Annotated in this window: 19 protein-coding genes and 1 riboswitch; of the genes, 18 read left to right on the top strand and 1 reads right to left on the bottom strand. The window is 64.2% G+C overall.

Going from position 1 to position 19,982, the window contains the following annotated elements:
* Positions 1–4: 4 nt before the first annotated feature.
* The 6 genes from xth (at position 5) to IPI56_00310 (ending at position 4,354) form a co-directional block, all read left to right on the top strand.
* Positions 5–778 carry an exodeoxyribonuclease III gene (gene xth / locus IPI56_00335; GenBank protein ID MBK7544188.1) on the top strand — a complete coding sequence of 258 codons (774 nt, stop codon included), beginning with the start codon at positions 5–7 and terminating at the stop codon, positions 776–778.
* An 83-nt stretch (positions 779–861) separates the two neighbouring features.
* Positions 862–1,437, top strand: coding sequence for a hypothetical protein (locus tag IPI56_00330; protein ID MBK7544187.1), 576 nt, complete (start codon positions 862–864; stop codon positions 1,435–1,437).
* 13 nt (positions 1,438–1,450) lie between these two features.
* Positions 1,451–1,972: a YaeQ family protein gene (locus tag IPI56_00325; protein MBK7544186.1), complete on the top strand. Its 522-nt coding sequence runs from the start codon at positions 1,451–1,453 to the stop codon at positions 1,970–1,972.
* A 31-nt stretch (positions 1,973–2,003) separates the two neighbouring features.
* Positions 2,004–2,840 carry a class I SAM-dependent methyltransferase gene (locus IPI56_00320; GenBank protein ID MBK7544185.1) on the top strand — a complete coding sequence of 279 codons (837 nt, stop codon included), beginning with the start codon at positions 2,004–2,006 and terminating at the stop codon, positions 2,838–2,840.
* The gene (locus tag IPI56_00315) at positions 2,834–3,904 is read left to right on the top strand and encodes a hypothetical protein (protein ID MBK7544184.1); all 1,071 of its coding nucleotides are present in this window, start codon (positions 2,834–2,836) and stop codon (positions 3,902–3,904) included. Before IPI56_00320 ends, IPI56_00315 begins: the two co-directional genes overlap by 7 nt.
* Before the next feature lie 9 nt (positions 3,905–3,913).
* A complete protein-coding gene (locus IPI56_00310; protein ID MBK7544183.1) occupies positions 3,914–4,354 on the top strand; it encodes an SET domain-containing protein-lysine N-methyltransferase in 441 nt (146 codons plus the stop codon).
* On the opposite strand, the gene IPI56_00305 is transcribed toward IPI56_00310, so the two are convergent.
* Entirely contained in the window at positions 4,351–6,711 is a 2,361-nt protein-coding gene (locus IPI56_00305) for an MMPL family transporter (GenBank protein MBK7544182.1), read from the bottom strand. The two genes, IPI56_00310 and IPI56_00305, sit on opposite strands and share 4 nt — an antisense overlap.
* Positions 6,712–6,808: 97 nt before the next feature.
* Between IPI56_00305 and IPI56_00300 the strand changes: the two genes are divergently transcribed.
* The 12 genes from IPI56_00300 to IPI56_00245 all read left to right on the top strand — a co-directional run bounded on the left by IPI56_00300 (position 6,809) and on the right by IPI56_00245 (position 19,982).
* Complete coding sequence (locus IPI56_00300) at positions 6,809–7,972, top strand: P-loop NTPase (protein MBK7544181.1); 1,164 nt, start codon at positions 6,809–6,811, stop codon at positions 7,970–7,972.
* A gap of 185 nt (positions 7,973–8,157) precedes the next feature.
* Positions 8,158–8,571, top strand: coding sequence for a NifU family protein (locus IPI56_00295; protein ID MBK7544180.1), 414 nt, complete (start codon positions 8,158–8,160; stop codon positions 8,569–8,571).
* 49 nt (positions 8,572–8,620) lie between these two features.
* Positions 8,621–8,690: riboswitch (cobalamin riboswitch) on the top strand.
* Between the two features lie 159 nt (positions 8,691–8,849).
* Positions 8,850–9,650: an ABC transporter substrate-binding protein gene (locus IPI56_00290; GenBank protein MBK7544179.1), complete on the top strand. Its 801-nt coding sequence runs from the start codon at positions 8,850–8,852 to the stop codon at positions 9,648–9,650.
* The gene (locus IPI56_00285; GenBank protein MBK7544178.1) at positions 9,647–10,624 is read left to right on the top strand and encodes an iron ABC transporter permease; all 978 of its coding nucleotides are present in this window, start codon (positions 9,647–9,649) and stop codon (positions 10,622–10,624) included. Before IPI56_00290 ends, IPI56_00285 begins: the two co-directional genes overlap by 4 nt.
* Positions 10,621–11,433: an ABC transporter ATP-binding protein gene (locus tag IPI56_00280; GenBank protein MBK7544177.1), complete on the top strand. Its 813-nt coding sequence runs from the start codon at positions 10,621–10,623 to the stop codon at positions 11,431–11,433. Before IPI56_00285 ends, IPI56_00280 begins: the two co-directional genes overlap by 4 nt.
* A complete protein-coding gene (locus IPI56_00275; GenBank protein ID MBK7544176.1) occupies positions 11,430–13,271 on the top strand; it encodes a TonB-dependent receptor in 1,842 nt (613 codons plus the stop codon). Before IPI56_00280 ends, IPI56_00275 begins: the two co-directional genes overlap by 4 nt.
* Before the next feature lie 175 nt (positions 13,272–13,446).
* Positions 13,447–14,496 carry a hypothetical protein gene (locus IPI56_00270; protein MBK7544175.1) on the top strand — a complete coding sequence of 350 codons (1,050 nt, stop codon included), beginning with the start codon at positions 13,447–13,449 and terminating at the stop codon, positions 14,494–14,496.
* Positions 14,497–14,526: 30 nt separating this feature from the next.
* Complete coding sequence (locus IPI56_00265) at positions 14,527–16,773, top strand: trehalose-6-phosphate synthase (protein MBK7544174.1); 2,247 nt, start codon at positions 14,527–14,529, stop codon at positions 16,771–16,773.
* The gene (gene otsB, locus IPI56_00260; protein MBK7544173.1) at positions 16,770–17,558 is read left to right on the top strand and encodes a trehalose-phosphatase; all 789 of its coding nucleotides are present in this window, start codon (positions 16,770–16,772) and stop codon (positions 17,556–17,558) included. The genes IPI56_00265 and otsB overlap by 4 nt, the downstream gene beginning before the upstream one ends.
* On the top strand, positions 17,555–18,202 hold the full coding sequence (locus IPI56_00255; GenBank protein ID MBK7544172.1) for a hypothetical protein: 648 nt from the start codon (positions 17,555–17,557) through the stop codon (positions 18,200–18,202). Before otsB ends, IPI56_00255 begins: the two co-directional genes overlap by 4 nt.
* Positions 18,189–19,415 carry a glycosyltransferase gene (locus tag IPI56_00250; protein MBK7544171.1) on the top strand — a complete coding sequence of 409 codons (1,227 nt, stop codon included), beginning with the start codon at positions 18,189–18,191 and terminating at the stop codon, positions 19,413–19,415. Before IPI56_00255 ends, IPI56_00250 begins: the two co-directional genes overlap by 14 nt.
* A 372-nt stretch (positions 19,416–19,787) precedes the next feature.
* The gene (locus IPI56_00245; protein MBK7544170.1) at positions 19,788–19,982 is read left to right on the top strand and encodes a DUF2892 domain-containing protein; all 195 of its coding nucleotides are present in this window, start codon (positions 19,788–19,790) and stop codon (positions 19,980–19,982) included.

Raw genomic sequence — 19,982 nt, 5'->3', positions numbered from 1 at the left:
CCGCCTGAAAATCGCGACTTTCAACGCCAACTCCATACGATCCCGCCTGCCCGTGGTGTTGAAATGGTTGGCGGCCGAAAAACCCGACGTTCTGGCCGTTCAGGAAACCAAAGTCATGGACGACGTCTTCCCCCGGGCGGATTTCGAAAACGCCGGTTGGTTGCCGGTGTTCCGGGGCCAAAAAGCCTACAACGGCGTGGCGTTCCTTTCCCAAAATCCTTTGACGGAGGTGGACCCCAGTTGGGATCCCTCGGGGTCGGGGGAGGCCCGGGCGTTGACGGCGCGCCTCGGGGATTGGTTGCTCATCAACACCTACGTGCCCCAGGGATATGAGCCCGATTCGCCCAAGTTCCAGAACAAGCTCAAGTTTTTCGAGGGGCTCAAAAAGCTTTTCGCGCGCCACGTGGCGGCGGATCGGCCGGCCCTGTGGATGGGCGACATGAACGTGGCGCCCACCGACATCGATCTGCACGATCCCGTGCGGAACAAAGAGCATGTGTGTTTCCACCCCTTGGCCAAGGCCGCCTACGCCCGGGCGAAGGGCGACCTGTGGGTGGACCTCTTCCGGGAAAAAGAGCCGGGTCCCGGCCATTACACCTATTGGGATTACATGTTTCCCACCGCCTTCGCGAACAACCGGGGTTGGCGCATCGACCACATCCTCGGCACCCCCGCCGCCGTCGACCGCCTGAAAAAAGTATGGATCGACAAAGCCCCCCGCGGCTGGGAAAAACCCTCCGACCACACCTTCGTCGTCGCCGAATTTAAATCCACGTGAAAACCCGTTTCAGGGTTCTTGGCTCCGGCGTCCTTTTTTGGGGGGCGTGGGGGGCTTCCCTTTGGCTGTTGAGGGGCGGTCCGATGGGTTTTGTATTTCCAATGGCCGCGGCGGTCTACCGATTGCGCGAGCCATTGCGGCGGGGATTGAACCGATGGTCCACGGGCCTGGCCTTTTGGCTGGCCGGGGGAATCGGGGGGCTTTTAACGGAAGCGTTCGCGATAGGCGGCAACGTGGCTAAACCGCCGGCCGAGAGGATTTTGATGCACCCCCACCCGGCGGTCGACCTGGTGTTTGGGATCTTTTATTACGGCTTGTTTATGGGCCTCTGGTTGATTCTCCGCCGGAGGTGGGGGTTCTCGGTGAAAAACGTTTTTTTGGTTTCGGGGTTGTTCGGGATCGCCACGGAGCAGGGGGGCGCCATCGTCAAGGGGATGGCGACCGACCCCGTCCTGGGAAGTCTCACGGCGTTTTTGGTGTCAAGTGTTTACGGAATTTTTCCCGCCCAGGCGATGGGCCTGACCCAAAATCGATGGCCCCCGGCGCCGCGCCCGGGGTTTCAAGCGCACGCGGTGGCGGCCTTTGGATTTTTTGTTTTTTGGGCTTTTTATGGTCTCGTCGTTCATCGTGGGCTTTTGTTGGTCTTCCCGAAACCTTAATATCTTCAACGCCATGGCCATCCGTTGTGATATCCATTTGAACGGCGGGCACCGCAAGTTGATCCTGGCCGCCAAGCCGGAGGAGCCGCCCGCCCATCTCGCCTTGAAACTGGCCGCCTTCGTCCTCTGCTGGGGGGAAAACCCCATCGTGGACCCCTCCGCCAAGCACCCGGCTCTGCTCAACCAGGAGTTTCGGCCCGACTTGATGGCCCTGGACGACGGGGGCGGCGTGGCGCTCTGGGTCGAGTGCGGTCCCACCTCCCTGAATAAATTGGAAAAACTGCCCCGCCGGTTCCCGCACGCGCGGTTCCTGGTCCTCAAAGAAAGCCGCCGGGAAGGCGACCGGTTGCGCCGCGATTTAACGGAGCGGCGGAGCCGGGGATCGGTCACCGTCTGGTCCTGGCGGGAGGAGGATTTCGCCCTGTGGGCCGGGGCGCTGGAGGAAAAAACGGAGATCTACGGCGAGGCCGACGGGCGGTCCCTCAATCTGGTCATCAACCAAACCCCCCTGGCGGCGGATCTCACCGAACATTGACGCAAGCGAGGGCCGGGCCTATAATGCTTCTATGTTCGAGAGCACGTACCTTTACGCGGTTTTAAAGCAACGTTTCGGCGAACAGCGCCTCCGCCGCCAACCCGAAATGGATTCCATCATGATGGACCGCGAACAGGACCTCCAGTACTCCCGCGACGGGCAGGACGGCGCACTCGCGGTCCTTTACGAGTTTATCCTCCATGTCCTTCTTCGCCGGGCGCCGGCGACGGGCGAGGCCCTGGACGTGGCCACGGGGTCCGGCCAACTGTTGTCCAAACTGGCCGCCTCCCTGCCCGGCCTGCGTTTTTTGGCCACGGACCTATCGCCCCACATGTTGTCCCTCGCCGAAGCCAACGCCCGCCGCGCCGGGGCGGCCAACGTGGAAACCAAAGCCCACAGCATGTTCGACCTGGACTCCCTGGGCCGGGGCCCCTTTGACCTCATCACCTGGTGTTTCGCGGCGCACCATTCGCCCACCGGTGACGACGCGGTGCGGGCCTTGAACGGCATGGCCCGGCTCCTCAAGCCCGGCGGGACCCTGTTCGTTTTTGACATTCAACGCCCCAAAACCGGCGACTTGGCGGTCGCTTTCGCGGATCGCTACAACCGAACCCAGGGCGTTTGGTATTACCAGGACAGCCTCGATTCCTACAAGGCGGCGTTTACCTTCGGGGAATTCCGCCGCGTTCTGGAGAGGTCGGCCCTGAAAAACTGGCTTCACGTGGACCCCCGACTGGGAAACTTTTTTCAAATGGCGCTCATCACGTCCACGCGACGGAACGACGCGCCGGCGCGGCCGGCCTTGCCCCGTCTGTGGCAGCGCCGCGACCACGCCCTCATGCGCCTGGGGTTCGCGGGGCGATGGTGACCCCCTCCTCTTTGGAGGATTGGCGCCCCCTCCTCGCGACCGGGGTGCGCGCCGTTTCCCCCTACAACAGCCAGCCCTGGCGGTTCCGTGTCGTCGAAGACCGCCTCGACGTCTTCGTTCTGCGCACCAAAAACTTTTTTTTGAAACTGCAGGGCATCTCGCCCATGACCCTGGGTTTCCTGTTGGAAAACATGGACGCGGCGGCCCGGGCCCGGGGTCAACGGCTCGAATCGGAATTTTTAGGGACGACCTTTGGCCTGGACCATCCGGTCGCCCGGGTTCGGCTCTTTCCCGGCGCGCCTCCGGACCCGTCGGCCATGGACGGGGTGTTGGATCGTCGAACGAACCGGGAGGTTTTCCGCGCGGAGCCGCTGGCCCCGGCGACGCGGGAGGCCTTGACGCACTCCTTGGCCTCGGTGTCCGATGGGGTCGCGGCGGCGCGCCTCCTGGAGGGGGAAACGGCGGCCACGCTGGTGGACATTTTGGCGGATCTGGAGGCCCTGCGGTTCGGGAACCCGAAACTATTGACCGAGGCCCTGGAATTCATCCGCGTGGGACAAGAGGAGAACGCGCTTCACCGCGACGGGCTGGACGCCGACACCCTGGCCTTGCCGCCCCGCCTCCGGCGGCTCCTGCCCCTCCTGCAGCGGCACCCCCGGTGGGTGGGGGCCGTGGCGCCCTTCACGGGGCACTTCCACCGGTTGCGACAACGGGCGTTCCTTCAGGGACAATCCGGCTTCATCGCGTTCACCACCGGCGCGGGCGACCCGGCCGCTTTTGTGGAAATGGGGCGGCGGATCCAGCGGACCCTCAACGCGTTGTCGCGCGCGGGCCTGGACGCCCAGTGCCTTTTGAGCGGTCTTTACCTTTTGCACCTCGCCTTTGAGAATCCCGAAATCTTTTCCGCCGAGGAGGCGCGAACCCTGCTCACCTGCCGACGGGATCTCGAACTGCTTTTGGGCGTCCCCGACCACCGGATCGCTTTCCTAATCCGCATCGGGCGCGCCGACGGGCCCGCGCCGGCGTCCCTGCGCAAGGATTTGTCCGCCTTCCTTTTGGAGTAATCCGTCCTTGTGAAACGGCCCGCCCGCACCAACAACGAATGGGCGCACGCCGCCCCCTCGGCCATCCACGGCCGGGGCCTGTGGGCCCGGCGGGACATTCCCGCGGGCACGGACGTCGTCGAATACGACGGGCCCCGGGTGGAGGCCGGGACCGGCCGGCGTATGGCGAGGGAAGGCAACGCCTACGTCTTCCGTCTCAACCGCCGGGAATGCGTGGACGGTTCCGTGCCTTGGAACCTGGCCCGGTTCGCGAACCATGCCTGCGATCCCAATTGCGCGAGTGAAATCCGCGCCGGCCGCATTTGGCTCAAAACCCTCCGGCCCCTGGCCAAGAACGAAGAAATCACCTACGACTACGGTTATTCCTTTAGGGACGATCCGGTGCCCTGCCGGTGCGGCTCGCCCCGCTGCGTGGGACGCATCGTGGCCGCACGGCACCGGTCGCTTTAAATCGGGGGGGAGCCCGCCGGGGGGAGGGAGGTCAGGGGGGTTTGGTAGCGGCGGCGGGCGGTGACGAGCAGAAGGGCGTTCATGACGAACATGTCGCCGGCCGCGCCCACGGCCATGATGAGCAGATTCAAACGGCCGAACTCGAAAACGGGCACGAAGTGGCCCAGCATCAACACCCCGAACCCCGCCGACAGGATCAGAAGAGAGGCCGTCGAGCCTTCCCCTTTCAACAACAAGACTTCCTGCACCGCCTCGCGGATGGGCCGGTGTTGGAGCCGGCGCTCCCGCAGGGCCACAAAATAGTGCACGGTGTCGTCGACCACCACCCCGAAAGCGCAGGAGGCGATGAGCAGGGTGCCTGTGTCGAGGGGAATGCCCGCGGCGGCCATCACCCCGAAGTTGACGACGATGGGAAACAGGTTCGGCACGAGGAACAGCACCGACAACGCCATGGACCGCAACACCACCGCCATCACGATCCAAATGAAGAGCACCGCCAAACCGAGGCTTTGCAGTTGGTCGCGCATGTACACGTCAACGGAATCCACGGCGCGTTGAATTTCCCCGGTCGTGCGGAGGGTCAGGTCCGCGGGGGCTTCCCGGCGGGCGAATTCGTGCGCCGCCGCGATCAGGCGGGTGTTGGCGCTCGTGCGGTGGTCGCGGACGCGCACCGCGACCCGGGCTTCGGCGAAATCCGGCGTGACGAGGTCGTCCAGGTCGTCCCCGTCGTAGAGCAGCAGGTATTGCTCCGCTTGGCGGCGGCGGTCGGGCAACCGATCTTGGGCGGGATCCCCGTTGTGAAACTCCCGGTTCATTTCTTTGAAGAGGTCGGCGACCGAAAGCGTTTTATCGACTCCGGGTTGGTTCGCCACAAAGCCTTGAAACCGGTCAAGGAATGCCAGGGCGGCCGGTTCTTTGAACGCGCCCGGGGATCCCTTCACCGAGATTTCCAGCAAACCCACCCCGCCCAGTTTGTCCTCCACCCGACGCACGGCCCGGGTCAGCGGGTCTTTTTCCGGGAAATAGGCCAGCAGGTCCGATTCCACGGTGAGACCCCGGGCGGACCAGGCCGACAGGCCGAAGGCCACCGCCCCGAGGAACAGGATCCGGCCCGGGAACCGTTGCACCGCGCGGTTGACCCACACCAAAAATCCCGCCACGAGGCGGTTGTCGCTCTCGGTGCCGACAGCGCGGAACACGCGTTCCGGCCGGAAAAAGAGCACCGCCGGGGCGAGGAACCCGAAGGTGAACAGGAACTCAAGGCCCATGCCCGCCGCGCCCATCCACCCGAACTCGCGGATGGCCGGGGTGCGGCTGAAGGTGAGCGAGAAAAAGCCCAGGGCGGTGTTGAGGCTGGTGACGAAGCTGGGGCGTAGGATTTCCCGCAGCGCGGCGTTGAGCGCGCCGGCCGGGGTGTGCCGGGCCAAAAGGCGGCGGTCCAAATGGGTGAACACGTGCACGGTGTCCGTGAGGGCCAGGGACATGATGAGCGGCACCGCGATGGAGGAAATGACGTTGAGGGAAAAACCCGCCGCGCGCGAAAGGCCCAGCGTGGCCCCGAGGGTCAAGGCGACGTTCGCCAACGCCAAGCCGATGAGGCGCGGGTTGCGGAAAACGAACCAGGACACCACCCCCACCAACAGGAACGTGAGGGGAATGTACCTTTGAAAATCCTTCATCATGTATTCCACGACCGACACGTTGGTCACGGTCCAGCCCGCGAGGTCAAAGGGCCCCATCGACCGGTGCCGGTCGAGCACGCCCTTCACGGCGGCGAGGGTCCGGCGGCGGTATCCCTCGTCCGGGGGCGGGTCCTGGACGAAAACCACGATGGCGGCGGTGACGCCGTCGGGCGAAACGAATTGTTTTTCGTAGAGGCGGTGGCCCGTGGCGCGGGCGCGCAACCGCGCCAACCCAGCGGGGTCCGTGGGGACCTCGTGCAGAAACGGGCGAACGATGAAAGCGTCCTCCTCGCCCCGGATGTCGGTGACGTTGGCGAGACTTTTGACTTCCTTGACCTCCGGCAAATCGGCCAGGCCCCGGGTGAGGGTTTTGAGGCGGTTCAGGCCGTCGGCCGTGAAGAGCGCGGGGTCGTCGTAGGCGACCACGAAGAACTCCCCGTTCGGGAACCGTTCGCGGAAGGCCGTCAAAAAGCGGCCGTTGTCCGTGTCGTCGATGAAGAAATCGTCGACGGTGTGGCGCGCGCGGATTCCCGCGGCCCCGGCGGCGAGCAGAAGGCCGATCGCCAAGGTGGCGGCGGCCAGGGTCCGGGGCCGGGCGGTGATGAAATCCGCCAACACGGGCACGGCGACGTCGGCCCGGAAGGCCCGAAGGATTTTGCGGACAAGCGCGGCCATTCCGGGATTTTAGGAAAAAACGGTTCGCCGTGCGGCGGGAACGGCGCGGCGGAAATGGTAAAATGGAACGATGAGCGATCCGAACATCTCCGTTGAAATGGCGGCGGCCCGGCAGGGGCCCCGCGTGCAGCGCGAGCGGCCCGAGGCCTTGGCTTCGGTGCGCAACATCGTCGCCGTGGGCAGCGGCAAGGGCGGGGTGGGCAAATCCACCATCACGACCAACCTCGCGGTGGCCCTCGCGGCTCTGGGGGCCCGCGTGGCGGTGCTGGACGCCGACATTTACGGGCCCAGCCAGCCCGCCCTTCTGGGGGCGAAAAAAACCCGGGCCGAGGGCGACGGCGAACATCTGGTGCCCATCGAACGGCACGGCATCCGGTTTATTTCCATGGGGGTCGTGATGGCTGACGACGCCCCGGTGGTCTGGCGGGCGCCCATGGCCGTCAAGGCCCTTTACCAGTTCCTGGCCTACGTCAAATGGGGGGATTTGGATTATTTGCTTATCGACATGCCCCCCGGCACGGGCGACGTGCAATTGTCCCTGGCCCAACAGGCGCCCTTGACCGGCTCCGTCGTGGTCACCACCCCCCAGGACATGGCCCTGGGCGTGGCCCGCAAGGGCCTTAAAATGTTTCAGCAGGTGAAGGTGCCCCTCGTGGGCGTGGTCGAAAACATGAGCGGTTTCATCTGCACGAATTGCGGCACGAAACACGACATTTTCAAAAAAGACGGCGGTCAAACCCTCGCCCGGGAGGCGGGCGCGGCGTTCCTGGGCGCGATTCCCCTCGAAGCCGACGTGGTGGAAGGAAGCGACGCGGGCGACCCCGTGGTGCTCCGGCGACCGGCCGGCGCGGCGTCCAAGGCGTTTTTCGCCTTGGCCCGGGCCTTTGAAAAGGAAATCGCCCGCTTGAACGCGCTGACCCCCGCCGACGAACCTTTGCGCGCGGACACGACCGCGGCGGGCGAACTCGCGATCGAGTGGGCCGACGGCCACAAAAGCGCCCACTCCCCCTGGCCGCTCCGGACGGTGTGCCCCTGCGCGGCCTGCGTGGACGAGGACACCGGCCGCCGGGTGTTGGACCCTTCCCGCGTGCCCCTGGACGTGAAGTTGGCGGGCGTCACCCCCGTGGGACGTTACGGCGTGGGGTTGGCCTTTTCCGACGGGCACAACACCGGCATTTACACCTACGACAAATTGCGCAAGACCTGCGAATGCGCGGACTGCCTCGCGAAACGCGGCGCCGTGCGTTCCTTCCCCGTTTGACCCCCGTTTCCATCACCGCCGCCGTCTCGCCCACCGACGGGCGCGTGTGCGCGTTCACCCTCGACCGACCGGTGACCGAAGGGTCGGCGCTCTGTCGGAACGCGAACGAGGCCGCCGATTCCCCGCTCTTCGAAGGCCTTTTCGCCCTGCCCGGGGTGGTCCAAGTTTGGGCGACCGGCGACCGGGTGACCGTCGCCTTCGCGGAGCCCCCCGATTGGGCCGTCGTGGCCAAAGAGGTCGGCCGGGCGATCCGCGCCGCCCTGGCCGACGGGCGCCCTCCCATTTCCCCGCGACGGCCCGCGCCGCTCCCGGACGATCTGACCGAACGGGTGACCGACGTTCTTTACCGCCGGATCAATCCCGGCCTGGCCCAGCACGGCGGCCGCGCGGAGTTGGTGGATGTGAAAGGCGGGGTGGCCCGCGTGCGGCTTTCGGGCGGGTGCCAGGGCTGCGGCGCCGCCAAGATGACTTTGAGTCTCGGCATCGAGCAAACCCTGCGCGGGGAAATTCCCGAATTGCGGGGGGTGGAAGACGTGACCGACCACGCCGCCGGGGAACGCCCCTATTACCCCGGCGAAGGCGCCAGCCCTTTCGCTTGACATAGGGGGGGGATAAGCCTACAATCCCCCACATCATCGCTTTGCGCCGGGGAAGCCTGTGAAAATCAGGCACTGCCCCGCAACGGTGAAGCCTCGCTTCATGGATTCCGGCCGGAACCACGCCGGAATGACCTGGAAGACGAGGATAAGTCCGGTCTACGGCGCAAAGCCCATCCTCCGCCCAAAGGCGCCTTCGCGGGAAGGTTTTTGCGTACCCCAACACGGTCCCGCCCGGTTGGGGTTTTTTTGCCCTTCCCCGCGTTCGCGAACGGTCTCTTATGCGTCGACTCTTGTTCGGGTTGTGCCTGGCCCCCTGGCTCCTCCGCGCCGAGGCCCGCCGCGTTGTGTCCCTGGTCCCTTCCCACACCGACATCGTGGAAGCTCTGGGGGCGGGCGACCGCCTCGTGGCCGTGTCGGACGCCGACAAGGGCCGCGACGCCCTGCCCCGCGCCGGCGGCCTGGCCCCGCGCTGGGAAGTCCTCGTTTCCCTCAAGCCGGACCTGGTGCTGGCCGACGTGTCCCACCGGCGGTTCGCCCCGGAATTCCAACGCCACAAAATCCCCGTGCGTTTTTTCCCCGCCACGCGGGCGGGCTCCCTCCAGGACGTTTTTGCGATCATTCTGGAGGTGGGCGCCGCCCTCGAGCGGCCCGCGGAGGCGCGGCGGCTCGTGAGCGATTTGACCGCCCGCGTCGCCCGGCTCGACGCCCGGCTTCCCTTGGGTCGGCCGCCCCGGGCGATTTTTGAATTGTGGCCGCGCCCCCTCCAGGTCGCCGGCCAATCCAGTTTGCCGGGGCATCTTTTGGAACGGGCGGGGTTTGTGAACATCGCGCCCCTCACCCGCGGCGACACCCCCCTCATTTCCTGGGAATTCGTTCTCAAAGAAAAGCCGGACTATCTTTTTCACACCGGGGTTCTGGCCGCCGAAGATTTTTTGGAACGGCCGGGCTGGAAAACCCTGCCCGCGGTCGAGGAGGGGCGGGTCATCCTGTTGGACCCGGATCCGTTCTCCCGCGCGGGGCCCCGGGCCGTGGACGCCCTGGAACTGTTGATGAAAATACGCCGGGGGCAAACGGAATGAGAATCCCCCGGGCCGCGACCCCGTTCATCCTGTTGACGGGGGCGGTCGTTTTCGTCCTGGCCCTGGCCGGGGGCGCCGTGCCCCTGGAGGGCGGCCTGTGGCACGCCCTGTTCTTCCCCGGTCCCGGGCGCGATATCCTCGTTGACCTTCGATTGCCGCGGGTGCTGTTGGGCGGCGCGGTGGGGGCTCTTTTGGCCACGGCGGGCGCGGGCCTGCAGGGCCTCTTTCGCAACCCCTTGGCCGACCCTTACTTGCTGGGCGTCTCGGGCGGAGCCGCCCTGGGTTCGGTGATTGGGCTTCTCCTGGGGTTCGCCCAGCCGCCCGCGGCCGTGGCCGGCGCGGTGCTGTCGTTGGGCGCGGTGTTGGTGTTGGCCCGCGGCGATGGTTGGGGCGGCGCCCCCGCCGCGACCCTCATGGTGCTGGCGGGGGCCGCCCTGCACGCTTTCACCTCGTCGATCCTGGCGTTTATTTTGTCCCAAACCCGACGGCAGGAGGGGCTGGGCCTGCTCTTCTGGCTCCTGGGCAGTTTGGAAGCGCCGAGCTACGCCCGCCTTCTCCCTTTGCTGGGTCTGACCGCCCTGGTGTTGGGGGGGCTTTTCGCCCTGGCGCCCACGCTCAACTTGCTTTCGTTGGGGGATGACCCCGCCCGCTCCCTGGGCCTGGACCCGACGCGGGTGCGGTGGGGGTTCCTCTTGTTAACGGCCGCGGCCACGGGGCTGGCGGTGACGTTGAACGGCGTGGTGCCCTTCGTCGGTCTCGTCGTGCCCCACGCCGCGCGGCTCCTGGCCGGGTACGACCACCGTCGCGTTCTGCCGCTCTCGGCTTTTTTGGGGGCGGGGTTGGTGGTGGCCGCCGACTGGATCGGCCGGACCGCCCGCGCCCCGGAGGAGATCCCCGTCGGGGTGGTGACCGCGCTCGTGGGCGCGCCGTTCTTTTTAATTCTCCTGCGGCGGGAAAGGAACAAATTGGGATGAACCTGTTGACCGCGCGGGGTCTCCGCTACACTTACCCGAAATCCAACGGGGACCGGCCCTTCCAATTGGAGGGGATCGATTTCGCGCTGACCGCCGGGGATCTGCTGGGGGTGTTGGGCCCGAACGGAGCGGGCAAATCGACCCTGTTGCGCCTTCTGATCAAAGGCCTTTCGCCCGCCTCCGGCGAGGTGTTTGTGGAGGGAACGGCCCTCTCCGCCCTGTCTCAACGCGCGGTGGCCCGGGCCCTGGCCTGGGTGCCGCAGGAGCTCGACGCGCTCTTTGCCTTGACGGTGGAGGAGATGGTTCGACTGGGTCGTTATTGCCGGGTGGGCGCCTGGGGACGTCTGTCGGCGGAGGACCACCGCCAGGTCGCCCGGGCCCTGGAAGAGACCGATTTGACCCCGCTTCGCCATCGGCCGGTGAGCCGGTTGTCCGGCGGGGAACGACGCCGCGTCCTGTTGGCGCGGGCCCTGGCCCAGGAGCCCAAAGTCCTGTTGCTCGACGAGCCCACGGCCCACCTGGACCCCGGCCACGTGGCGGAGCTGGTGTCCGTCGTCAACCGTCTGCGGCGGGAACGGGGCCTGGCGGTGGTGGCCATTCTGCACGACGTGTCCCTGGCCCTCTCCTGGTGCCCGCGCATTTTGGTTTTAAAGTCCGGCCGGGCGGTGGCCGCCGGGTCGACCGCCGCCACGCTGACCCCCGCGCTCCTGAAAGAAGTCTACGGCGTCGCGGCGCGTTTCTTCCCCGACGGCGCGGGCGCCCCCGCCGCGGTCCAATTTAATCACTCGTTCGAAAGGGAAACACCATGATAAAAAAGGCCCTGTTGGCGCTGTTGATTTTGCCGATCGTCGCCCGCGCGGCGGAACCGGAAGGCGAAGAGGAGGGCGTGTTCCTAAGTTTGACGCGCACCCAAGCCGCCCTGGACGACCTGCCGGCCCAACGCACCGTCGTGACCCGCGCGGACCTGGAGCGGTCCGGGGCGAAAAACCTGGCCGACGCCCTGGAGTCCGTTCCCGGCGCGGTCTTCAACCGCACGGGGACGGTGGGTTCCCTCGCGAGCCTCCGTCTGCGGGGCGTGCCGACGTCCAACCAGGTGTTGATCCTGATCGACGACCAGCCCCTCAGCGGCGTGGCCGTTCAAAACGTCGACCTGTCGCAAATTCCCGTGGGCAACATCGAACGCATCGAAGTCGTGCGGGGCGGTTCCTCCGTCCTCTACGGGGCCAACGCCATTGGCGGCGTGGTCAATGTCATCACCCGGCGGCCGGCCCCCGGTCCGGTCAAAACCCGGCTCACGACCGAATGGGGTTCCTTTTTCACCCAGACATACCGGGGGGAAATCGGCAAGGCCACGGACCGCCAATCCGTTTACGTTTCCGCCGGGCGGGATTTGTCGGAGGGGTTCCAAAAGAACGGGGACTCCGACGGCATCCACGTGACGGGCCGGGCCGGGGGTCGCGGTGCCCACGGCGGGGTCGTCCTGTCCGTGGCGAGGATCGACAACGAGACGGGCGCCCCCAACGGGACCCCCGTGCCGTTGGGCGAATGGAACGGGAAACGGGAACGCGAAGCCAGCGACCCCGACAACCGCGTGGCGCAGAAAATCACCCGCGCGCGGCTCTCGGGGGACTGGATGTTGGGGGAATGGGGGACGCTGTTGCCGTCCGCCTTCATGAGCGGCCACGCCTACGAAAATTTTGGGGGGGCTTTCCCGAGCGATCATTTTGAGCGGACGGCCGGCGGCGAACTGCGTTTGCGGGCCGTGGCCGGCTGGACGGTGGGCGGGAGTTACGAACGGGACACCCGCACCGGTTCGGGCGGCGAAACCCCCACCCACGTGGCCAACTGGGCGCTGTTCGCCCAGCAGGAATGGAAGGCCGGGCCGGTGGGCCTGACGCCCGCGGTGCGCTTCGACCAACACAGCGATTTCGGCAACATCACCAATCCACGCCTGACGGCGGTGTTCCGGGCCACGGAACGCTGGCGGTTTTCGGCCTCGGCCGCGCGTTCGTTCCGCGCGCCGACGTTTCTGGATTTGGTTTACCCCGGGTTCTCGAACCCCCAACTGCGGCCGGAGGTGTCCTGGTCCTACGACGCGGGGCTGGAATGGGGCGGCGCTCATGGGCGCTACGCCCGGGCCACGGGCTATTTCGCCAAGATCACCGACCGTATCGTCGCGGATTTCACCACCGGCTTCGTGCCCTACAACCGGCCCCGGTCGGAACTGTCCGGCGCGGAGTTGGAGGCCGGGGCGCGTTGGGGTGTTCTGCGGGCGCGAACGTCCTACGCCTACTCGCGCTCCGTGGGCAACAGCACGACGTCGAGCGATTATCGGCCCACCCGCCTGGCCCCCCGGCACGTGGCCACCGAGGAAATTCTTTGGGAAACCCTCTCGGGGTGGACCTGGCGGAACGCCGTGCGGTACGTGCACAAACAGTTCAGCGGCGACGGGGAAACCGGATCGAAACTCCCTTCCTTCACCGCCTGGAACATGGGCCTGACCAAGCGGATCCTGGCGGCCCGGGCCTGGGTCTCCGCCGACAACCTCACGGACAAGCACTACGCCGAGTCCGTCGGGTTCTCCGGGTTTAACCCCCAGCCGGGCCGGACCTTCCGCGCCGGCGTCACCATCGAGTTCCAGGATTAAGGAGGTGTCGGACAAGTAGAAATTGCCTAAAATAGACTAATCAACAGGGTCCGGGGTGAACCCCGGAGGATACGGATGGTCGGGCCGCCATTCCAGCGAATCCCACGGCGCACGCCGCGGGGGGCGATGGGATTGGCGGCTTGTTTTTTGGGGGGGGTGGGAGGAAATTCCGTTAATGCAGGAAACGATATTTTCCGCTTGGGGGGGATTCGCTTTAGCGGCGGCTTTCGTGGTCGCCGCGGGAACCCTCATCGGCCGTCTCAGCGGGGAATTGGGGGAGCGCTTCGGCCTGGGGCGCGCCTGGTCGGGCGCGGTGCTGCTGTCCTTCGCCACCACCCTGCCGGAATTGGTGACGACGTTCACGGCCGTCCAACGAAACGCCCTGGGGTTGGCTTTGGGCGGAGTGACGGGCACGATCACGTTCAATTTATTCATCCTGGTCTTGGTCGATTTGATCGAGCCGGAGGGCACGCCCATTTATCCGCGTTTGTCTCAGCAGCATTTGGCGACCGGCCTGCTGGGATGTCTTTTGTTGGGTGTGTTGGTTTTGGGTTTGTCGCTGGGGTTGGCCTTCCCCGCCGGATCTTTGGGAGTGGGGCACGGCTTAGCGCGAGCGGCGCCGTTGTTCCTGTTGGTGTTTTATTTTCTGGGTCAACGGGTGCTATTCACTTTGGCGCGAGGAACACCCCGGGAGGAAACCCCCCTTCGGCTACGTACGGTTTTTGACCGAGCGCCGACCGGCGCGCTGATCGGGATCTATGTTGTTGTGGCGGGGGTGATTTTGGCGGCGGGCCGTTCCCTCGTCGGATCGGCGGAGGCCTTGGCCGACCTCCACCGGTGGGGCGACACCTTCGCCGGGGCCTTGCTTTTGGGCGTGGTCACCAGCTTGCCGGAAATTTCGAACGCCGTGGCCTGCGCGCGCCAAAAAGAATTTGATCTTGCGTTGGGCAATGTGTTGGGGGCGAACGCCATGGTGTTGGTGGTCTTGGCCGTGGTCGCTTTGGTTCGCCCGGGGGGGCCGTTATTGGCGGCGGTCCCAGGTCGCGACGGTCTGGCGGCCGTGGCCCTGGCCGGAATAGGCATTGTGATGCAAGGAACGCTCCTGGGCGCCCTGGCCATTCACAGCGCGCACCGGGTGTGGCGCGTGGGGTTGGCGTCAATCCTTTTGGCGTTTATGTATCTCTTGAGTTTGGTGATCACGCGCGAGTTCGGTGTTTTCGGATGAGACCACTTGAAATTCATTAAAGGCGGCCCTATGAAGATGACTTTGCAGTTCATCCTCTCCATGATCGTCATTGTGTGTTGTGTCGCGGGGGGGTCATCCTATTTGCTCGTCCGGCAGGAAAAACAGCGCCAAACGGAGGAGTTGGACCGCCGATCATCGCTCTTAGCGGAAAGTTTAGAAGAATCCGTGGCGTCCGCTTTGTCGCGCAAGGCGGAGGCGGACTTGCAACGGATCGTCCGACGGCTTGAAAATCGATCCCGGTTGGCGGGCGTCGTCGTTTACGACGCTGTCGAGAGGGCCGCGGCCGGGACCTCTACGGTGATGAAGACACTTCCTGAAAAGCCATCTCTTATTAGTGAAGTCATGGACACCCGGTCTCCCCGAGGTCTCTATGTGCGTTGGCGGGGGAAAGCGGATTATGTGTACGCCGCGCCGATATTTGATGAGACAAAGACGCTCGGCGCTCTTTTGATCGTGCACGACGCCACCTACATCCGAGGGCACTTGGCCCGCATTTGGCGGCACACTTTTGGCCGTGTTCTCGTGCAAACGGCCCTTATCACACTGGTGCTGTTGGCTTTGATGCGATGGAACGTCTTCGAACCCGTGCGGCAGATGGCGGAGTGGATGAAAAAAATGCGGGCGGGGGAGACGGCGGGGGCGCCCCCCCAACTTCCCAATTCGGATCTGTTCGCCCCGTTGGCGCGCGAGGCGTCCCGGTTCGCCAAACACTTGAACCAAGCCAAAAACGCGGCGGAAGAGGAGGCTCGTTTGCGCCAAACGGCGGAATCCCTCTGGACGGCCGAGCGGTTGAAGGAACACGTGAGGTTAAAACTCAACGGGAAACCCCTCGTCGTTGTCTCCAACCGGGAGCCGTACATGCATTCCCGCGAGGGGCGGGACATCAAGTGGATTGTTCCCGCCGGCGGTTTGGTGACCGCCTTGGACCCCATGATGCGCGCGGCGGGAGGCACCTGGGTGGCCCACGGGGCGGGGGACGCCGACTGGGACACCGTTGATGAAAACAACCGGCTCCGCGTGCCTCCGGACGATCCGTTCTACACCTTGCGGCGGGTGTCCATCACCAAAGAAGAAGAAAACGGTTACTACTACGGGTTTGCCAACGAAGGGTTGTGGCCCCTGTGCCACATCGCCCACACGCGCCCGATATTCCGCGCCCAGGATTACGAGGCCTACCGGGCGGTCAATGAGAAATTCGCCGACGCGGTGTTGGGGGAAATCGAGGGGATCGAAGAGCCTTATGTCCTGATCCAGGATTATCACTTCGCCCTGTTGCCCAAGATCATCAAGACCCGTCGACCCGAGGCGCGGGTGGCGATTTTTTGGCACATCCCGTGGCCCAATTCCGAAGCGTTTGGGATCTGCCCTTGGCAGAAGGAGTTGTTGGCGGGCATGTTGGGGGCCGACGTGGTGGGGTTCCACACCCAATTCCACTGCAACAATTTTATGGAAACGGTGGATCGGGTGTTGGAATGCCGAATCGAATGGGAGCGGTTTACGATCCACCGCGAAAACCACGCCACCTTGATCAAACCGTTCCCGATCAGCGTGGATTTCCCGGGACAAAACGCGACCCCGGTGGATCGGGAAGCGGTGTTGAAACCCTTGGGAATCAAATCCCGGTATTTGGCCGTGGGGGTCGAGCGGATGGACTACACCAAGGGGGTGTTGGAACGCCTGGCGGGATTGGAACGGTTCTTCGAAAAGTACCCCGATTACCAAGGCGATTTGACTTACGTGCAAATCGGCGCTCCGAGCCGAACTCACATCAAACGCTACCACGACTTTTTGGCGGAGGTGGACGCCGAAGCCGAACGGATTAACTGGAAATTCAAAAAAAGGGATTGGCGTCCGATCGTTTTTCTTAAACACCACCACAACCACAAGGAGATCCTCCCCTATTACCGCGTCGCCAACGCGTGTTTGGTGACCTCCCTGCACGATGGGATGAACCTGGTGGCGAAAGAATTCGTCACGGCGCGGGACGACGAGGGAGGGGCGCTGATTTTGAGCCCCTTCGCCGGAGCGGCGCGGGAGCTGCGGGACGCGCTGATCGTCAACCCCTACGACACCGAACGTTTGGCGGACGCGGTGCGGTTCGCCATTGAAATGAAACCGGAAGAGCGCACGGATCGGATGCGACGCATGCGCGAAATGGTGCGGGAGCACAATATTTACCGCTGGGCCGGGGAGCTGATTGAAGAATTGACCCGTGTGCGTTTGGGGGTCGATGCCCTCCCGCCGAGCGCGCTGTGAACGGTCGGCCCTTTTGGCGCCACGCCGCGGGAGCCGCCCGGCGGGCGCGCGCGGCGCGCGCCGTTTTATGTGTTTTGGATTTCGATGGAACCCTGGCGCCCCTCGTGGACCATTCCACGCGGGCTCAATTGCCCAAGGCCACGCGTCGCGAATTGAGGCGTTTGCGGCCCGTGGCTTCGGTGGCCGTGATGAGTGGAAGAGCGTTGGCCGACGTGCGCCGGCGGGTGGGCCTGCGGGGGATCGCTTACGGGGGCAACCACGGGGTGGAACTGGCTGAAAATGGAAAATTGTTTTTGCACCCCCTGGCCCAAAGGCTTAAAGGGCATGCGGGCGAATTGTTGATGAAAGCCCGACGCCTTTTGGCGGGCATTCCCGGGGTGCATGTGGAGGGCAAAGGGTTCGGTGTCAGCGTCCATTACCGACGGATGCCCGACAAGGCCCGCGCGGCTTTTGAGACGCTGTTGCGGGTTCTGAAAAAAGAAACCCACGCCCTGTCCTTTCAGTGGACCCGCGGCCACAAGGTGTGGGATCTTCGGCCACCCACCGGGTGGAACAAGGGGATGGCCTTGACCCGTCTCTGGCGGGGCTTCGGCCGGCCTTTCGTGGTGTGCCTCGGCGACGACGTGACCGACGAGGACATGTTTCGCGCGGTGCGGGGGAAAGGGTTCGGGGTGAAGGTGGGCGCCGGGCGAACCCAGGCCCGGTACCGTTTGGGGTCCCAGAAAGAGGTCCTCCTCTTCCTGCGATGGTTGTCGAACCAGCTAACGAAGGAGGCCGTGCAATGACGTCCTTTCGGTTTTTCACGCGTTTGTCTTTGCGCTTCGTTCGTGATGAGAAAGCCAGAAACGCGGCGGAATTGTTGGAGGGTTTGAAATCCGTCTCCGAATCCTCAATTTATTACCACACCCACCGATTCCTCCAGCGTCACCAATTTCTCGTGCCCGAACCGGCCAACGATTTCTCCTATTGGGCCTCGGCGTTTCTGGGGCATCCCGCCCTGGGGCGATCCTTGGAAGCGGTGGACACCCTCCGGTTTGCCTCATTGGAGGATTTAAGGGCCGCCTTGATCCAAGCGGTGGCGCCCTTTGCCGCGGACAAACAAACCGCGACCGAAGAAAAATGTTTCCAATTTATATGGGCCCGCCGGTGGTCGGTCCCCACGCCCCACACCGCGGCGACTTATCGGGAAATGGCCGAAGGCCTACGCCGGGTGACGGTCGCAAGCCTGTATCTGCATGTTTTTGAAGCACGGCTTCGTTTGCCGCCCGGGGAAAATGACTTCTCGGTGTGGCTCGCGCGAGAGAAAGGCGCGACCGACCTGGCGCGGAAGTGCCGTGAGGTGTCGCTGACGCACAAAACACTGGAAGATGTTCGTCGGGAATTGATTCGTTTGTTTGAAAACGCGGGGGATGCCCATGCAACGGCTTGAAGATTACCGCGCGGTGGTGGGGTCGGACGTTCTGGAAGAGTTGATCCTTCTGGCCAAACCCTTGGCGGGACGGCGGGTGGTGAACATCAATTCCACGGCCGTGGGAGGCGGGGTCGCCGAGATTCTGACCGGCATGATTCCCCTTTTAAAAGAGTTGGGGCTCGATGCGCGGTGGGACGTGATGAAAGGGGGCGAGGTTTTTTACGCCGTCACAAAAAAAATGCACAATGCGCTCCACGGGGATCCCGCGACGTTCGAGCCGAAAGACTTCGCCGTTTATGAGGAAACGGTGGCGCGAAATGTGGACACTTTGCCCCTGGGCGGGGACGTGGTGTTTGTGCATGACCCCCAACCCGCCGCCTTGGTGGAAAACCGGGGTCGTTGGAAAAATAAATGGATTTGGCGTTGCCACATCGATTTGACTCGACGGAATTCCGACTTGTGGGCGTATTTGAAGCCCCGGGTGGAGGCCTATGACGCGGCCGTTTTTTCGGCGCCTTCATTCGCCCAAAATTTACCCATTCCCCAGGCGCTGATCGCGCCTTCCATTGATCCTTTGAGTGATAAAAACAGGCCGATGGCTTTGGAGGATGCCCGCGCCGTGGCCGAACGGTTGGGGGTGCCCCTGGACCGTCCTTTGGCCACTCAAGTCTCCCGATTTGATCGCCTCAAAGACCCGGTCGGAGTCATCAAAGCGTTTCGAATGGCTCGGAAGGAAATTCAAGCCCGGCTTTTGATTGTGGGCGGGGCGGCCGACGACGACCCGGAAGGAAAGGAGGTCTTAAACGAAGTGCGAACGGAGGCCGGGAGCGACCCGGATATTATTGTTTTGAACTTACCCCCCACGAGCCATCATGAAATCAACGCGCTGCAACGGGTCTCATCGGTGATTTTTCAGAAATCCTTGCGCGAGGGGTTCGGGCTGACCGTGGCGGAAGCGTTGTGGAAGGGCGTCCCCGTGGTCGGCGGGGCGGTGGGGGGGATTCCCCAGCAGGTGATCCACGGCCACACTGGGCTTTTGGTGTCCTCTGTTGAAGAGGCCGCGGCCGCGCTGGTTCGGCTGATCCAAGAACCCGCGTGGGCCCAGGCCCTGGGCCGCAACGGGCACGCCCACGTGAAGCAAAATTTCCTCGTCACCCGGCACCTGGCGGAATACCTGATGTTGTTTCAGTCCGTCCTTGAGCCGGGCGACCATATTGTGCGTTGGGGATGAGCCGGCAAAGGAGCCGGCCGATCCCCGTAACAAGATTGCGATGGGCACAGGCGGACGTGCTATGATTGTCTCGTCCCGGGCGCGGGTCACGCGCCAGTGATTTTAGCGGGGGATCCTACACAGGGAGGTCATATGAAAAAAGCCGTAAAAGCGAAAAAGAAAGCCACCAAGAAAAAAGCCAAGAAACGAAGCTAAATAAAAAATCATTTCAAAGCCCGATCGAACGCGGACGCGTGGGTTCGGGTTCTTCAACCTCTTGGCTCCGCCTCGGCTATGCCGCGCCGGAGCCAAGAGGTGTTTTTTTCTTGAATCCTTTTGGGGGGGGCCGGCATCTAAAGAGTGTAACCCCGAAAAATTCACAGGAGCTCAATCATGGACGTGGAACGGACGTTGCGCGGCATCGCCGGTTTTTTTGTTGTGTTGAGCGTGGGGTTGGCCCACGCCCATTCCCCGAAATGGCTTTTCTTCACGGCTTTCGTCGGGTTGAACCTTTTCCAATCGGCCTTCACCAATTGGTGCCCGATGATGGCGATCCTGCGCAAAATCAACGCGCGGCGACCGGCCTGA

It is taken from the genome of Elusimicrobiota bacterium (genome assembly GCA_016706425.1).
Lineage (GTDB): Bacteria > Elusimicrobiota > Elusimicrobia > FEN-1173 > FEN-1173 > JADJJR01.
Note: the sequence above shows the minus strand (reverse complement) of the source record. Positions and strands in the feature narration are given on the sequence as shown.

Coding starts and splice junctions, on each gene's coding strand:
- IPI56_00330 (MBK7544187.1), top strand. CDS start 862: ATGGGTTTTGTATTTCCAATGGCCGCGGCGGTCTACCGATTGCGCGAG.
- IPI56_00325 (MBK7544186.1), top strand. CDS start 1,451: ATGGCCATCCGTTGTGATATCCATTTGAACGGCGGGCACCGCAAGTTG.
- IPI56_00320 (MBK7544185.1), top strand. CDS start 2,004: ATGTTCGAGAGCACGTACCTTTACGCGGTTTTAAAGCAACGTTTCGGC.
- IPI56_00315 (MBK7544184.1), top strand. CDS start 2,834: ATGGTGACCCCCTCCTCTTTGGAGGATTGGCGCCCCCTCCTCGCGACC.
- IPI56_00305 (MBK7544182.1), bottom strand. CDS start 6,711: ATGGCCGCGCTTGTCCGCAAAATCCTTCGGGCCTTCCGGGCCGACGTC.
- IPI56_00300 (MBK7544181.1), top strand. CDS start 6,809: ATGGCGGCGGCCCGGCAGGGGCCCCGCGTGCAGCGCGAGCGGCCCGAG.
- IPI56_00290 (MBK7544179.1), top strand. CDS start 8,850: ATGCGTCGACTCTTGTTCGGGTTGTGCCTGGCCCCCTGGCTCCTCCGC.
- IPI56_00285 (MBK7544178.1), top strand. CDS start 9,647: ATGAGAATCCCCCGGGCCGCGACCCCGTTCATCCTGTTGACGGGGGCG.
- IPI56_00280 (MBK7544177.1), top strand. CDS start 10,621: ATGAACCTGTTGACCGCGCGGGGTCTCCGCTACACTTACCCGAAATCC.
- IPI56_00275 (MBK7544176.1), top strand. CDS start 11,430: ATGATAAAAAAGGCCCTGTTGGCGCTGTTGATTTTGCCGATCGTCGCC.
- IPI56_00270 (MBK7544175.1), top strand. CDS start 13,447: ATGCAGGAAACGATATTTTCCGCTTGGGGGGGATTCGCTTTAGCGGCG.
- IPI56_00265 (MBK7544174.1), top strand. CDS start 14,527: ATGAAGATGACTTTGCAGTTCATCCTCTCCATGATCGTCATTGTGTGT.
- IPI56_00255 (MBK7544172.1), top strand. CDS start 17,555: ATGACGTCCTTTCGGTTTTTCACGCGTTTGTCTTTGCGCTTCGTTCGT.
- IPI56_00250 (MBK7544171.1), top strand. CDS start 18,189: ATGCAACGGCTTGAAGATTACCGCGCGGTGGTGGGGTCGGACGTTCTG.
- IPI56_00245 (MBK7544170.1), top strand. CDS start 19,788: ATGGACGTGGAACGGACGTTGCGCGGCATCGCCGGTTTTTTTGTTGTG.